Genomic DNA, 16,217 nt, shown 5'->3' on the forward strand with positions numbered 1-16,217 from the left:
GATAGCAACCATTCATTCTTGAGCGTGGGCATGACAAAGCAAGCGAAAGTATCTATCCGCCAAGTTCAATATCGCGATCTTTCGGCGATCGCCCGATTGGTGCAGCAAGAAGATATTGACATCGCTTCGCCCCTAGAAATCGGCCTAGAAGAACATATCGAAAATACGAAAAATCACTATGGCCTAGTGAAGTTACTCGATGTCTTCCCGAATCCCAGTCAGTACAGTTTCCATGGGTATGTGTTGGAAGTGAATGGTGAATTGGTCGCTTTCGTTAAAATTTCTCCATTCAACTCGTCCCAGAGTACATGGCGTGTTGATCAAATCATCATTGACTCTTCTTTCCCGAAATTGGAATATCACGGTAGTGCCCGCCAACCTGGTTCTACCTTATTGCGCTATTGCTTTGACCACGAAATTGAAGCACGGAATTGGATACTAGAAGTCAATGTCAATGCGAAGCAAGCGCTTAGTCTTTATCGGCAAAACGGTTTCCAGCCTCTAGCTGAACTAACTTATTGGGCGATCGCCCCCGAAATTCTCAGCGAACTTGCTCTTCAGGAACCAGCGATTCCAAACCTGATGCCTGTGAGTAATGCCGATGCCCGTTTGCTGTACCAACTCGATACCGCATCCATGCCGCCAATGCTCCGGCAGGTATTTGACCGCCATATCCAAGACTTTAAAACTAGTCCAGTAGGCAATCTTATTTGCCGTGTCCAAAACTGGTCACAACAAACAGATATGGTCGAGGGTTATGTATTTGAACCCCAACGCAAAGCGGCTATTGGTTATTTTGCGGTTCAACTTGCCCATCGTGATGATCGCCCTCACCACGGTCGGCTCACAGTTCATCCTGCCTACACATGGCTCTATCCCGAACTCTTTATTAAGATGTCGCAGATTGCGCAACTCCGTCCAGAACAACCTCTATACATGACTTCAACGGATTATCAGCCAGAGCGCGAAGAATTCTTTGGCACGGTAGGCGCAACTCAAATGGAACATACCTTGCTGATGTCTCGTTCCGTTTGGCATAAAGTCCGCGAAACTAAACGACAGGAAGCTTGGCAATTATCAGGAATGTTGCAAGGGTTACAACCAATCCATACGCCGATTCCCAGCCGTATGAATTGGTTTAAAAATCATCCCAGTTTAAACCTCCCCAAATCCCATGGAGAGCAGAATTTTCTCTCGGAAAATTAAGTTGTGAGGAAATAGCTGAGTAATATGGCGATCGCCGCACTGGGGTTAGATATTGGTCGTAAACGCATTGGTGTAGCCGGATGCGACGGCTTGGGCTTATTCACAACTGCCTTAACCACAATTAATCGGACAACGATTGAAGCAGACCTAGAGGCGATCGCCAAACTTATTGAGGCTCGTCAAATTAAAATATTGGTGGTGGGATTGCCTTATCAAATGGATGGCACCCTAGGAAAACAAGCTAAAGCCACCCAAAAATTTGCAAGAAAACTCAGTCGTCACTTTGAGCTACCCATAGAATATGTCGATGAACGTTTAACGTCCGTGGAGGCTGAAACACAGCTGAAAGCAAAGAAAAAATATGACCGCAACAATAAAGGCTTAGTTGATCAACTTGCAGCAAAAATTATTCTGCAGCAATGGTTAGACTCTCGCGCTGAAAATTCATAATTTCAGCTTGCCAATTAGCATTCTTTTCAATTCGTTTGATTCTGACTTATCAATTATTTTATTTCATAGTAGAAATATAGCCTGAAGGCAATTTTTTGTTTAAAAAGCATAGCTCTAACTTTAAATTCAGGCCTTTCAAACAGACACTAACACTTCAGTGATCAGGCTGATCTCAAAAAAATAGAACAGCGCTACTTTGGCTTGCTCAGAAGTATCAAATGAACACCAACACTCTCTCCAGACAAAAAGTTAGGCGATTTGGCTTATTGGTAGAAACTCACTATCCTAACTAAGATGTAAATAGAGACAAAATATGATACGAGTCCTTATCTTCAGAGTCTATTTTCTCTATTTTGCTCCAGTATTTTAGGATCATGCAACATTCTAAAACACACAATTTTCAGATTTAGAGCGCAATACGAATCACGTCCAATCGTTAAAAGATGCACTCAATCATCAGCAGATAAGACACGAAAAGATTTAAGTGTCATTATCACAGATCAAAAAAAGAATAATCACACTTGAATTTTTGATGAGTAATCTTAATGATTCAAAGTGATATTGAATTATTTTCAAACAAAGTAAATGCTACAAACTTTTTTGGGAAGAAACAGGATTTTAATAACTTAATATTCAGCCGATGACAAGCATAAAAAAAGCCGATATTATTCACTGAGATGTCAGACCAATTATCTCCTTAAATATTTCTCATCAATTTGTTTGAAGAAATGGTTTAGTCGTTAAGGATAAATCTTTTTCATGAAAGCCATATTTTATGTCGCTAACTGATCAGTTTCACAAATCAAGGGAAAATTTCCATGTAGTTGGGATCGGATCATCTGCTGGTGGTTTGCGGACATTAGAAGAGTTTTTTGAACACATGCCCAATGATAGTGGGGCAGCTTTTGTCGTTGTGCAACATTTATCGCCTGATTTTAAGAGCTTAATGAAAGAGCTTTTAGAACGGCAGACACAGATGATGGTGCATCAGGTTGAGAATGGTATGGCATTGGAGCCAAATCATGTGTATTTGATTTCGCCTCGCAATAATTTAACGTTGCGCGATCGCCACTTATATTTAGTGGAGCAAGACTCTAATCTTCATTCCTCCCAAAACTTTCCGATCAATGAATTTTTTCATTCCTTAGCTAAAAATTGTCGCGAAAAGGCGATCGGTGTTGTGCTCTCTGGGACAGGTAATGATGGCACTGAAGGCTTGGAAAGTATCCATAATCAAGGGGGGATGAGTTTGGTGCAATCGCCGACATCAGCAGAATTTGATGACATGCCCCAAAGTGCGATCGCCAAAGGATTAGTTGATCAAGTATTACCGACTCAACAGTTAGCTCAAGTGATTTATGATTATGTGTCGTTGGGCAAAATAGATATTACTAAAGCATCTTTGGGAGAGAGACATCTCAATGTTGAACGAGTCCAAGACATTATTACTCTCCTACAAGAATCAGAAGATTTAGAGATTTCTGATTACAAAATCAGCACTTTGTCGCATCTTATTTACCGCCGTGCATCATTAGCTGGTTCCAAAGACCTAACAAGCTATCTCAATTTTCTAACGATTTCTCATGAGGAAAAAATCTTTTTGAAAAATGACTTGCAGATATTCCGCTTGGAGGATGAACTCCAACAAACTCGTAAAAATCTTCAAACAGCCATTCAAGAGTTAGAAGCGACAAATAAAGAATGGCAGGCAACGAAAGAAGCATTACTGGCATCTAATGAAAAGCTGCAAAATACCAATGAGGAACTCCTCTCTGTTAACGCAGAGCTCAACACGGTCAATGCAGAATACCAAGATACAATTGCGGAACTAACGGAGTTGAGTGGAGACATTAATAATGTCCTACGCAGTACATATATAGGGGTTGTTTTCCTCGACAGCGAGTTATGTATCCGAAAGTTTACCCATACAGCAACGCTCGCCATTAATTTGCGGGAGACAGATATCCATCGTCCACTCAATCACATCACCCATAACTTAGATTTTCAGGATCTGACTAAGCCTTTATTAACAGTTTTAGAGACAGAACAGCCCTTAGAATCAGAAGTCACATTGCGCGATCGCCCGAATATTCATCTCTTGATGCGCATACATCCCTACATAACCCACCTCGGAGAATGTGACGGCATTGTTTTGAGCTTTGTCGATATCAGTGAACTTAAAAATATCCAAACTCGCCTTGCTGACAGCAATAATTTTCTAGAGTTTTTATATCGCAATGCGCCTGTCGGATTAGCGTTGTTTGACCAGAATCTTCGTTGGCTGCGTCTCAATCAAGAGGTTGCAGACATTGATGGGGTTTCCATTTCAGCACATATTGGCAAAACGCCGAGGGAAATCTTACCGGCAATTGGCGATCAAGTTGAAGCGCTGCTAACGCAGGTCATCCAGACAGGAGAAGGATTATTTAATGTGTCAATTCATGGGATAACACCAGCAGATCCACACATCGAGCGGGATTGGCTGGCCAACTATTATCCTGTGACGTTCCAAAATGGCGATTGCGGTGTGGGTGTTGTCGTTACAGAAATTACGGATTTGGTGCAAGCGAAAAAAACAATTCAAGAACGTGAAGGACGTTTAAAGTATTTACAAAATGCTTGCCCTGGTGTGATTTTCACTTGTCAACCGACAATTGTATATCGATTTAATTTTATTAGTCAAAATATTCTGGATTTAGTGGGATTTGAGGGCGATCGCTTTTTCCAAGATCCCGATATGTGGTTCAACCATATTGCAACCCAAGATCAACAAACTGTTATTGATTCTTTCCATCGAAAATCTCCCCTCAATCACATTGAACATGAGTACCGTTTTCGTTGTGCATCGGGCAAGAATAAATGGCTCGCCGCCAATCTCAAATTAATCCGAGATGACGATGGACAGCCTTTAGAGTATGTCGGCTTTTTACTCGATATCAGCGCTCGCAAAGCTGCGGAAGCAGACCTCCGAAAGCAAGAATCACTTTTCCGTTTAACTATCGATCAGTCTGACATCACAGTATTTACCCAAGATCTTGATCTACGCTACACCTGGGTTTATAACCCCACAATTTTCAAAGCAAAAGATATTCTCGGCAGATTAGATTCGGATTTATATTCTGAGGCGATCGCTACACAACTCATCACCCACAAACAAAAAATTCTGGATTCCGAACAAGGTGATTCTTTACAAATTGCGATCAATATTGATGGATGTCAACGCCACTTTGATCTCCGCCTAGAACCATTAATGGATTCAGAAAATCGTGTGATTGGACTAGCAGGCGTAAGCTATGACATCACCGCAGAAAAAGAGCAGCAAAAAAAATTAGCCCAACAAAATGTCACCCTTACAGAAATCTCCCAAAAAACCCAGGCTGCCAATATTGCTAAAGATGAATTTTTAGCAAATATGAGCCATGAAATTCGCACACCAATGACTGCAATTCTTGGCTTTACAGAACTCCTACAGGAAGAACTAAAAGATCATCCAGATACAGCCGAATATCTACAGATTATTTACTCCAGTGCCGATTCTCTATTGGTTATTCTCAATGATATCCTTGATCTTTCTAAAATTGAAGCAGGGAAACTAAGACTCAAATATGAGACTTTTAGCTTGCCTCAACTCTTCGCAGATATGGAGAAAATGTTCATCCCAAAAACCAACCAAAAGGGCTTGGAATTTTCGATGGTTGTCGAAGAATCCACTCCAGAGTTCGTTGTCTTTGATGAAGTTCGACTGCGACAAATTTTATTTAATCTCATTAGCAATGCGATTAAATTCACCAACCAAGGCTCAGTTCAGGTCACTGCATCTATTCATAATGTGAGCTCAGAAGATAGCAACCTCAAACTTGAGATCGCTGATACAGGTATAGGGATTCCAGTCTCAGATCAAGAGCGTATTTTTGAAGCCTTTACCCAGCGCGAAGGACAAAGTACAAGAAATTATGGTGGCACTGGCTTAGGACTACATATAACCAGTCGTCTCACCGAAATGTTAAACGGTATTATCTGTTTAGATAGTGAGGTTGATCGGGGTTCTAAATTTACTTTAGTTTTCTCCAATATCACTTTTTCAAACACAATAAATTCGGGACAAAGCAAAGAAAAAAGTATTTCACCGATCGCTAATTATTTACAGCAACTGAATGATTTGCCACAGATTAAGATTCTATGTGTGGATGACAATATAACCAATCGTCTTTTACTTAAATCAATATTTGATCAAACTAAGCATTCTTTTTTTGAAGCGGAAGATGGACAAGAAGGAATAACAATGGCTTTAAAACATAAGCCAGATGTAATTTTATTAGATCTACTGATGCCAATCCTGAACGGAGCAGAGGCGATCGCCCGTATGAAAAAGATGTCGGAACTCAAAGATATTCCCATCATTATTTTGACCGCTCATACTGGAGATATTCCTGCGGAAGTTACCCCTCATATTTCAGGATTCATCCGTAAGCCTTTTAAGAGCAAATCGATCCTAAAGATCTTGAGAAAAATCTTTTCTTCAGTCTAAGTCGCTGAGAACTTAGGAAAATAATTCAAATGCTTTTTCAGAAAAACGCTGGAGGCGATCGCGCACATCTTTAGCCGGTTCGTAGTTGCCCACCAGTTGCCATTGGGCAATGGTAGACAGTCGCCAAGCTTCGCCTTCGTGGTTAAAACCAGCAGTTTCAATACCAATAAATCTTTGGGCTTCTTCGAGAGGATCAGTAAAAAAACGAATTTGCACAAGCATACTGCGGCTCTGAAATCGAGGGCTCCAACCGGGTAAATGAAAGCCGATATCAATAGAATCTGGATCCATCCATTCGCGGGTATCAGGGTCATTACGCCACGGCTTCAAATCAGCCTTGGCATCTGGAAATTCATTACGAAAGAGATTTACAACAGAGGCTATTTTTGTTGCAACATCAACTCCTAAAGCTCGTTCTGCGGCGTTCAATTCTAAACCTCCTTAGGGCAAACTGCATATGTTTCTACGCTAATCGATGATTTCGATGTCGTTTGCTAGTTTCTTTACAGATCTACGCAAACTTTAATGTTTTAGAGATGTTTTAACATTTGCGTTAATCTTTGGCGCAAGGTCTCAAAGCCCAGGCGATCGCCCGCCGAAATAAAGATGGCGTGAGGGTAAAGAGTTTTCGCTGTGTCTAGAGCTTCGCTGGGTACTTGATCGAGTTTGTTGAAAACCAGTAGCGCTTGGGCCGGCATAATCGGCATTTCCTCAAGAATTTTTTCGACCGAATGCAATTGATGTTGCCAAGCTGGGTGTGACAAATCAATCACATGGATCAACGCATCAGCTTCCGTCACTTCCTCCAAAGTAGCCCGAAAGGCATCAACCAATGCTGGGGGCAATTCATGGATAAAACCCACAGTGTCCGTCAGCAAAATGGTTCTCGCCTGATGGTCATCATCGGTCAACGTTAAGCGACGAGTCGTTGGATCGAGAGTCGCAAATAGTTGATCTGCCGCGTACACCTCAGCATTGGTGAGGGCATTAATGAGAGTTGACTTCCCGGCATTGGTATAACCAACAATCGAAAAAGTGGGGACATCCTGTCGCTGCCGCTGGTTGCGCATACGTGAGCGATGGGCTTGCAATTGATCAACTTCTTTTTGGAGGCGACTTAAACGATTTTGAATAGTACGGCGTTCCGTTTCGAGTTTTGTTTCACCGGGGCCTCGCGTACCAATACCACCACCTAAACGGGACATCGCCTGACCGCGACCGGTTAAGCGGGGCAACATATATTCGAGCTGCGCCAACTCCACCTGCAATTTTCCGGCACGGGACTGGGCACGCTGGGCAAAAATATCGAGAATCACCTCGGTGCGATCGCAGACTTTGACACCAAATTTTCGTTCGAGATTACGACTCTGAGCCGGAGATAAATCTTGATCAAATACCACGAGACTAGCGCCAAGGGTTTGAATCTGGAGAGCAATGTCATCAACCTTACCGGAACCAACTAAGGTTTGGGGATGAGGATGCGATCGCCGCTGCTCCATGGTCAAAAGCACTTCTCCGCCAGCAGTATCCACGAGACGCGCTAATTCCGTAAGGCCATCAGTAAAACGCTGGTCTTTAATACCATCCGTCTGTAACCCCACCAGAATGACGCGGTCATGGGTTTGGTCAACTTTCTGGGCGGTAAATTCTCGGCGAAATTCTTCCTCTAAGCCTTCAACTAGATCGAGAAAATCCTGTTCGGCGATCGCCTCTAGAGGTTCCGCATCAGAAACCTCCCAATACTCATGGGATGGATGAGTTTGCGGTAAAAGATGCGCCACATAACCATTTTTTACATAGCCCGTCGCACCACGCCCACGTTTTGTTGTACCCGTTTGCGTCAAAGTGAACGTGACCAACGCATCCAATCGTTGCAATACCATCGCTGTCAAGCTGGATTCTTTTGGCGGTACATCTTTCGGCGTGGCAGCCAAGCAACGAATCCCGGATAAACGTTCCGCACCATAACGAGGCAGTTCAATCGCAGGAATCTGGGTTTGTCGTGGTGAACCGACCCCTACTCGAATCACCTTGCCGCGTCGGTTGAGATAAACACACACAGACTGGTTGAGATCTGTACTCAAGGCCGCGATACGCTGAGCTAATTCTGGCGTTGTCAGGCGATCGCTCGGCACAGATTGCTGATATAGCCGCTGGAGTTGTTTGAGTTGGCTACTTTTGAGACCTTTAAGGCTGCCGTAGATACTTGTATTAATAGGCGTTTCGCGCAAATTCTACTGTTACAACATGGTGACGAATGTCGCTAGGTTCGTCAAGCAAACTATAACGATTATTCTCTGAGTTCAAATAAATCCAAACTTCCTTAATCTTCTATCAGCCTTTTCATTAAGTTTCTTTCTACATATCTAAAAATGCTAGACAACTCATTTTTAATAACTAGCAGATATCTCTAGAATGACTCTAAATACGAATTATCTTTGCATCAGGCTCATTAGCCTACAAAAAATATTTTAGCCTCAATTTCTTGCTGATATTAATTGTCAATTATCCAACTCGACTATGAAACTTACTGCGGTACGAAAAAATGCAATATTCAAACTTGTTCTTGTATTGTATTCGTCCTATTTAATAATGCCTTATGGTGTTAAAGCTGAAGTCGAAGATCAAAAATTAACTGAAGATATCCCTATAGCTACCAAGATAGAGAATCATCTCTTGGTTGAAAACCAATACTCACAGACACCATACCAAGAACCTTTTGAAACTTGGACAGCAGAGATGCTACAGGATTTCATCGATCAAAACTCATGCCTTGAAAATATCTGGGAAAATAATGTAGACGAAACTCAATTAACCTCCAGAAATGAGTTTACCCAAGCTTTAAATAATTGTATTCAAGCAGTAGATCGAGATCTCCCAGATAAATATTCTGATGCCAACAATGTCAATCGTTGGCCGATATTACAAAATACTTTTAATAATACCCAAGCAACTCTTGTCATTACTGGTGATGAACTAGAAAAACTTCAAGAACGTGTTCAAGAGCTAGAAAACAATGCTTTTTCAACCACCACAAAATTTATCGGAGAAGCAATTTTCGCTTATAGTAATCTGTCTATCGACAAGTCTCCAAGACTCTTGTCAAGAGGGACAGCCAATGGCTCAGATCTCCTTGGCCTTACGGATAATGATGATGCAGAAGCTGTATTTGGGAGCCGTGGTAGGGTCACTTTAAATACAAGTTTTTCTGGTGAAGACAAACTCCTTATTCGTATCACCACCAGTAATTTAGCAATGTTTGATGATGCTAATGAGTTAACGGGGCGAGGTATCCCTAATGGTGAAGCGATCACAGGAGAAACGACTCAGACCTTTAATCTGGGTGCAAATACAGCAACTTTTAAAACTCAAAATTTCACTGTTGCTTATTCTTTTCCGGTAAGTGATGCTGCGAAGGTTCATGTTTTTGGGGCTGGAGGAATCTGGAGCGACTTTGTTCCGACTTTAAATCCCTATTTCGAAGACTATGATGGCGGCAATGGTGCTCTCTCTTTATTTGCGTCAAATAATCCGATTTATCGTATCGGTGGTGGCTCTGGTGTTGGCATCAATTATGATCTCAAGTTTTTTGAGTCAATTTTTGAGACAGCAACTTTTTCGGCGGGTTATTTAGCGCCTCAAGGATTTCAAAATCGTTTTGGGTTGTTTGAGGGAGATTACTCACTGCTTCTACAAACAGATTTTCGGATTAACAACCGTCTTGCTTTTGGCCTCACTTATAACCATGCCTATCATCCAAGTAATACGGCTGTTTTTGATATGGGTGGTTTGGGCAATCAAGGCGTTGTCGGTACACAATTGGCAAATTCTGGAGCAGCTGGGGCTGGCTCTCCTAAAATCACGAATTCTTATGGTATGGCAATGGCTTGGCAACCTTCTGATGCAGTCTCTTTCAGTGGCTTTTTGACCTATACGAATGGTGATGTTTTAGGGAGTCGTAATGCTGGGGATTATGAGAGCTGGACTTATGGACTAGGTTTAGCTTTTCCAAATTTGTTTAAGGAAGGCGGGTTACTGGGTCTTTTTGCTGGGGCGCAACCTTATGTTGCAGGGTTTGATAGTCCGACGTTAACGTTCCGCAATGATATTGTGCCTTACCATTTTGAGGTGTTTTATCGTTATCCGGTTAATGAGTTTATTTCGATTACGCCAGGTATGATTTTCTATTCTGCGCCAAATCAAATTGATGCGGGAGCTCATATTCTCACCCTCCGAACAACGTTTAAGTTCTAATTTTTGGGGAATTCCAAATTGGATGGCGATCGCCTCGTGATATTCATTGCTCACGAGGAGGCGATCGCCAATTATTCTCATTGATTATTCTTGATCAAAAAAAGACTTCCCATTTCTGAGAAGCCTTAAAACCCCAAACTTGTTGAAGGTAGATGCCTAAATCAAATCTTTATTTCGTCTTTAGTAAGAAATACCGCGATATTTCAGACCTTTTGTGACAGATGTCTTGGCGATCGCCTGATGAGCTGGACATTCATGACCTCGATACTTAATCACTCTGCCATCTGTCGGTGTAGACAGATGCATGGATGGAAGAGAAAAGCTCGAGCCACGAAATTTTAAAGTTGTCATTGTTTTTATCTAAGAAAGAAATTGTTGTGATAGCGAAAAGAATTTGTATCCTTTTTCTCTATGTCTTTAGTATGTCCTGATTACAAAAAGTAGATTGCCAAGCTGTGACAGATTAAGAGCCGTCTATTCCCAGTTCACAATGCCAGATAAAAAGAGTAATAAAAATGAGCAAAAAAAAGCCCCAAACATCGATCACAATGACGGTTGGTGGCTCTGGAGCAACAATTTTTTTTCTTAACTACATTATCTCGAGCTTATCCCACAGATGGCATGGGTGAATACGCGTATCTTTCGTCTTAGTCTGTCAGCATTAAATGCCATTTACTTAAAATATTTACTGAGAATCGCTGCTAATTTTGTCTTCGTGGCGTCAGGCACATGATCTTTTGGCGTAAGAATTGCATACTTCAAGGCATCATGGGCAACAGACTCAGGCGGATTTGCGGCTAATTTTGCCACTACTGAACGAATCACTTTTTGAGCATTAGTCGCATTTTTCTGGAGATTACCAATCACCATTTCGACTGTCACATTATCGTGATCAGGATGCCAACAATCATAATCTGTCACCAAAGCAAGAGTAGCATAGGCAATCTCTGCTTCTCGCGCCAGCTTTGCCTCTTGGAGATTGGTCATACCGATAATGCTTGCCCCCCAGCTCCGATAAAGGTTAGATTCCGCCTTAGTCGAAAAAGCAGGGCCTTCCATACAAATGTATGTACCACCTCGATGTAAATCGACACCTTCCAGATTAGATTCGGCGACGGCATCCCCTAAAACTTGAGCAAGATTCGGACAAATCGGATCACCAAAAGCAATATGAGCCACAATCCCTTCCCCAAAAAAAGTATCGGTGCGATGGCGAGTGCGATCAATAAACTGATCCGGAATCACCATATCCACAGGCTTACATTCTGCTTTTAGAGAGCCCACCGCTGATGCCGAAATGATGTATTCAACACCGAGGGTTTTCAGGGCATAGATATTGGCACGAAAGGGCAACTCTGTAGGTAAAAGATGATGACCGCGACCATGGCGAGGCAAAAAAACAACGGGCGTGCCATCGAGGGTTCCTGTCACAAATTTGTCACTCGGATCACCGAAGGGTGTTTTGACAGCAATCTCTTTCACATCTTGCAACGCATCCATTTTATATAGTCCGCTGCCACCGATAATCCCAATTTTGATGTCTGCCATAAAAGTTAAATGCGTTGATAGGTATTAAAGTTCGCTCTTTATCTTATTAGAACTTTTCAGAATGACTCATATTCTGAATAAACATCGACATTTGGAAAATTAGGAGTAGTGCTCGCCCAGCAAACTTTCATAGATCGTCACAAAGGGAGCTGAGAGTATACTCCTAAATAACTCAATGTGTAGAATTCAACTGCGTTTTAGCCGTTAACATCAAAAAAAATATTTGTGTACGCTGTATCTATTGTCGGATTTGGCTTATAGCAACCTGAATGAAGAAAAAGTGAGCATCATATACGTTTTCAGTCCGTTTTTACTCGTTTGTTGAGGTGAATAAGCATCTCTTTGATCCTTGAAGTTCCCATGGTCAACCAAACCACATTCTCTCACTTCGCAGGTTATATCTTTGTTGAAACAATCTACCAAGGGACACGCACTCTTGTTTATGGGGCGATCACCAAGCAAATCGTAGTGGAAACTCACAGTAGCAGTCTGAAGGTTCAGTCTGAAGTAGGCCAGGGTGCAGAGTTTTACATTTATCTTTCTATTTAAAGCGCTTATAAAAATTGAGGAAAGACAACTAATATTTTAGATAAAATACGGATAGAGTAGCATAGATCTGTGAGCAAGGATTTACGATAAAAAGTTTCGGGAAATACACTAAGCTACTGGATTTTGGACAAAACCGAAAAAGTCAGTTCTAATACTTTAGATCTCTAGAATCCTTACGACATAAGGGATAAAACTACATTTTTTCCCTCTACAAAAATGGATCGAGTAATTTCATGAAGGTCTGAGCAACTGACCCAAAAATTCAAACCTCGACGAAATTCAAAAAAAGGTTCTATAGGGAGGGGAAACGCCAGAGAACTGTTATTTACATCGAGTCCAACCTATCCTTTGTCCAAAGTCCAGCCAGCTAAGAATGACGATCTTCAATCAAATCATAACCAACCCTCTTGGAGGCAGTTTCGTAAGCAAAGCAAGGTATTGGGATTGTAATTATTTACCTATTGAACAAAATGTTTCTAGAAGAAGCCAAACTTAACTGCTTAACTAAAGAAAATCGTGAAGTCACCTAAAATTTGAGCACTCTATTTCAAGAAAAACACTCTCTCTTGAGTCACTCTCATAAATATCCTATAGACCAATTTACATAATATGATGTCTTGGAAAAGTGAACCTCTATTTAAATTAGCAATATTCATATTATTAGGATATTTAGGCAATGTTATTAACATGCCTCTATTTTTTGGCGTTGACTTTATCTTTGGTAGTATTTTTACACTGCTCATCACTCAAGTATATGGTGTGACTTGGGGGTGTCTTAGCACCTTTATAGTGAGCCTTCACACTATTGCACTCTGGGGACATCCCTATGCTGTCATTATCTTCACGCTAGAAGCATTCTTTATCGGTATAAAAAATCAAAAAAAAGAAAAAAATCTACTTCTCATTGATAGCCTATATTGGATTTGTATTGGCATCCCCTTAGTCTTAATATTCTATGGGCTAATTATCAAAATCTCTACCCAATCTGTTTTGCTAATTATGCTCAAACAGGCTATCAATGGAATTTTCAATGCTCTGATAGCCAGTCTCCTTTTAACGTATACACCTTTAAATTCTTATTTATTTACTGGGACTGAGCCTAAAAAAATTCGATTTCAGCATCAATTACTTAGCCTATTAGTTTGCTGTATTATTTTGCCTGCTCAGATCTTAATGATTGTATATAGTCGTCAAGTGATGGCAAATATTCAAACAGAAATCCCTGAAAAATTACAGTTAGTTTCAGCACAGGTAACGGAAGAATTACAAGATTTTGATTCCAATAGAAAATTTCTGCTAAGCCAAATATCAAGTATCTTAACCGATTCAAAATACGACTTGAATCAGACTGAAAGAATAAACCTAATTCAATCTATTAAGCCTCAAACAGTAGAACTTCAAATCAATAAAGAGACTGCATTAAAAAACACAGACTCTTTATTTTTAGATTGGAGTGAACAGACAAAAAGAGATGGCACAGAAAAAACTGATATTGAAATCATTAACCAGATGCCAATCTATGAGCAAGGACAGTTAAAAGAGGTAATACAGCTCCAGTATTCTCTTGATTCAATCAAAGCCTATTTAAATAAACATACTAAACATAGCGATATCAAGATAACTCTAGTAGATGAGAATAAAACAGTATTGAGCAGTTTTCGGTCTGATCTCAAAACCGGAGGTTTATTTGATCGAGTCAAGCCTAGCACTAATAACAGTCAAAAGTCTGAATTCTACCACTGGCTACCGAATACGGATATGCCCTTAATAAAGTTATGGAGGAATTCATTCTATATTCAACAAACGACCTTAAGTAATTTTCCTTTCACAATTATTTTGGAGGTGTCAGCAGCTCCTTATATAGATAATCTACAGGCTATCTACGTACGGGAAATGTCGATCATGCTCGCCATTATTTTAGGGGCTATTTTATTAGCACAAAAGATTAGCCAGAGAATTGTCGATCCTATTTTAAGACTGACCGATATGACGACAAACTTACCGAAAAAAATCATAGAGAAGAGGGTACTTGAATGGCCTCGTAGTTATCTCAAAGAAATCAATCTGCTCATTACTAACTTTATGCAAATGACAGCTACGCTCGAACAACAGTTTGATGAAATTAAGGATACGAATAAAACGTTAGAAAATCGTGTACAACAACGGACTACCGAATTACAAGTAGCCTTGAGAGATCGTCAAGAGGCTCTCGCAAAAGTAGAGCAGACTCAGCTACACATTGTGCAGAGTGAGAAGATGTCAGCACTGGGGAATTTAGTGGCTGGCGTTGCTCATGAGATTAATAATCCTATAGGATGCATTATCGGCAATGTGGGAGCAATTCAGGATTACATTAGTGACTTACTGAAATTGTTAGATCTCTATGCCCAAGAGTGGCCTAAACCGAGTGAAACCATTGAAGAAGAGCTAGATATCATTGATCTCGACTTTGTGAAAAAGGATCTATCTAAATTGATCCATGCCATGAAAGATGGGGGACAACGAATTAAGTTAATTAGCCAAAGTCTACGAACTTTTTCTCGTGCCGATACAGACCAGAAACAATTTTTCAACCTTCATGATGGTATCGATAGCACCGTCCTCATCTTGCGTCATCGTCTTAAAGCAAATGAAACAAGACCGGCCATTGAAGTGGTTACTGACTATGGAGAACTACCCGAGGTTGCTTGTTTTCCGGGCCAGTTAAATCAAGTATTCATGAACATTTTGGCCAATGCCATTGATGCTCTTGAAGAGACCAATCAGGGTAAAACCTACCAGGAAATCGCAGCCAATCCCAATGTAATTATTATTCAAACCCAACTGCTTGAGCAGCAGGTCACTATTCAAATTGAAGATAACGGTTGTGGCATGTCAACAGAGACAGCAGCGCGGATGTTTGAACAAGGATTTACCACTAAAGCAATAGGTAAAGGCACTGGACTCGGCATGGCGATCGCCAACCAAATCATCACTGAAAAACATGGGGGAACCCTGACTAATACCTCCAGAATCGGCCAAGGTAGTATCTTCAAAATCACACTCCCACTTTAATTTACAAAGAGAAATCAGAAGATCTTTCTCAACTTTTCACGAGTTGATTTTTGACGTACATCACGTCTGTTCGCATCGCATATTTTATTCCCTGTAGAACTTCGCAACCTTCATGACGAAGCTTATGTTGGAAGACTGCAACCTTGCCAATTTCTGGTTTGATAACGGCATTTAACTGCTCCATAAATCTGGTTTCGCCGCCCTCAAAATCACTATTGAAATAAACCAGCACTGAAAACAAAGATATTTCTCGATCATTAGCTTGATACCAATGATCCATATGCGGTTCAAACTTTTGACCGATGTTATATCGATAGCATCTGAGTCTTTCATTGAGACGACTTACAGAAAAATCATCAATTTGCTGAGGCAGAGAATCTTTAATTCTTTCGAATAAATCATCCGCAATTTTTTTATCATCAAAAATCACTCGATCTTGATTGCGGAACATCGGATTACGAGTCGCAATTGCAGGGTTTGAGCTCTCAATTTTCCGAATAAATCTTTGACATCCAGCTTTAGAATAAACCTCTTTTATTTCCCACAACAATGGAACAGACTCATATCGAAATTTAACGCCTAGAGGAAATTCCATGATGTCAGGAAGAGGGGAATCATCGTGATTTAC

General features: G+C 40.8%; 11 protein-coding genes. 6 read left to right on the forward strand and 5 right to left on the reverse strand.

Annotated elements, in window-relative coordinates:
* The first annotated feature begins 30 nt into the window (after positions 1–30).
* The 3 genes from LEPTO7376_RS07980 to LEPTO7376_RS23380 all read left to right on the forward strand — a co-directional run bounded on the left by LEPTO7376_RS07980 (position 31) and on the right by LEPTO7376_RS23380 (position 6,184).
* A complete protein-coding gene (locus LEPTO7376_RS07980; protein WP_015133690.1) occupies positions 31–1,206 on the forward strand; it encodes a GNAT family N-acetyltransferase in 1,176 nt (391 codons plus the stop codon).
* 24 nt (positions 1,207–1,230) lie between these two features.
* Positions 1,231–1,656: a Holliday junction resolvase RuvX gene (ruvX, locus tag LEPTO7376_RS07985; protein WP_015133691.1), complete on the forward strand. Its 426-nt coding sequence runs from the start codon at positions 1,231–1,233 to the stop codon at positions 1,654–1,656.
* A 775-nt stretch (positions 1,657–2,431) separates the two neighbouring features.
* Positions 2,432–6,184, forward strand: a complete 3,753-nt coding sequence (locus tag LEPTO7376_RS23380; RefSeq protein ID WP_015133692.1) for a chemotaxis protein CheB — start codon at positions 2,432–2,434, stop codon at positions 6,182–6,184.
* Between the two features lie 12 nt (positions 6,185–6,196).
* On the opposite strand, the gene LEPTO7376_RS07995 is transcribed toward LEPTO7376_RS23380, so the two are convergent.
* Positions 6,197–6,613, reverse strand: a complete 417-nt coding sequence (locus LEPTO7376_RS07995) for a hypothetical protein (protein WP_015133693.1) — start codon at positions 6,611–6,613, stop codon at positions 6,197–6,199.
* A gap of 101 nt (positions 6,614–6,714) precedes the next feature.
* Positions 6,715–8,415 (reverse strand): GTPase HflX, encoded by a 1,701-nt coding sequence (gene hflX, locus LEPTO7376_RS08000; RefSeq protein ID WP_015133694.1) that lies wholly within the window; start codon positions 8,413–8,415, stop codon positions 6,715–6,717.
* 361 nt (positions 8,416–8,776) lie between these two features.
* Between hflX and LEPTO7376_RS08005 the strand changes: the two genes are divergently transcribed.
* Complete coding sequence (locus LEPTO7376_RS08005; protein ID WP_051188744.1) at positions 8,777–10,438, forward strand: iron uptake porin; 1,662 nt, start codon at positions 8,777–8,779, stop codon at positions 10,436–10,438.
* Positions 10,439–10,618: 180 nt separating this feature from the next.
* Here LEPTO7376_RS08005 and LEPTO7376_RS24570 read toward each other — a convergent pair whose 3' ends face one another.
* Positions 10,619–10,789 carry a DUF4278 domain-containing protein gene (locus LEPTO7376_RS24570; protein ID WP_015133696.1) on the reverse strand — a complete coding sequence of 57 codons (171 nt, stop codon included), beginning with the start codon at positions 10,787–10,789 and terminating at the stop codon, positions 10,619–10,621.
* 321 nt (positions 10,790–11,110) lie between these two features.
* Entirely contained in the window at positions 11,111–11,986 is an 876-nt protein-coding gene (locus LEPTO7376_RS08010; RefSeq protein ID WP_015133697.1) for an S-methyl-5'-thioadenosine phosphorylase, read from the reverse strand.
* A gap of 360 nt (positions 11,987–12,346) precedes the next feature.
* Here LEPTO7376_RS08010 and LEPTO7376_RS08015 point away from each other — a divergent pair, with 360 nt between their 5' ends.
* Both LEPTO7376_RS08015 and LEPTO7376_RS28300 read left to right on the forward strand, forming a co-directional pair.
* Positions 12,347–12,535, forward strand: coding sequence for a HAMP domain-containing histidine kinase (locus LEPTO7376_RS08015; protein WP_041763268.1), 189 nt, complete (start codon positions 12,347–12,349; stop codon positions 12,533–12,535).
* A gap of 609 nt (positions 12,536–13,144) precedes the next feature.
* Positions 13,145–15,589, forward strand: a complete 2,445-nt coding sequence (locus LEPTO7376_RS28300) for an ATP-binding protein (protein ID WP_015133698.1) — start codon at positions 13,145–13,147, stop codon at positions 15,587–15,589.
* Positions 15,590–15,617: 28 nt separating this feature from the next.
* On the opposite strand, the gene LEPTO7376_RS08025 is transcribed toward LEPTO7376_RS28300, so the two are convergent.
* Positions 15,618–16,184 carry a 2OG-Fe(II) oxygenase gene (locus tag LEPTO7376_RS08025; RefSeq protein WP_015133699.1) on the reverse strand — a complete coding sequence of 189 codons (567 nt, stop codon included), beginning with the start codon at positions 16,182–16,184 and terminating at the stop codon, positions 15,618–15,620.
* Positions 16,185–16,217: the final 33 nt, after the last annotated feature.

The sequence above is a fragment of the [Leptolyngbya] sp. PCC 7376 genome (genome assembly GCF_000316605.1).
Taxonomy (GTDB): Bacteria; Cyanobacteriota; Cyanobacteriia; order Cyanobacteriales; family MRBY01; genus MRBY01.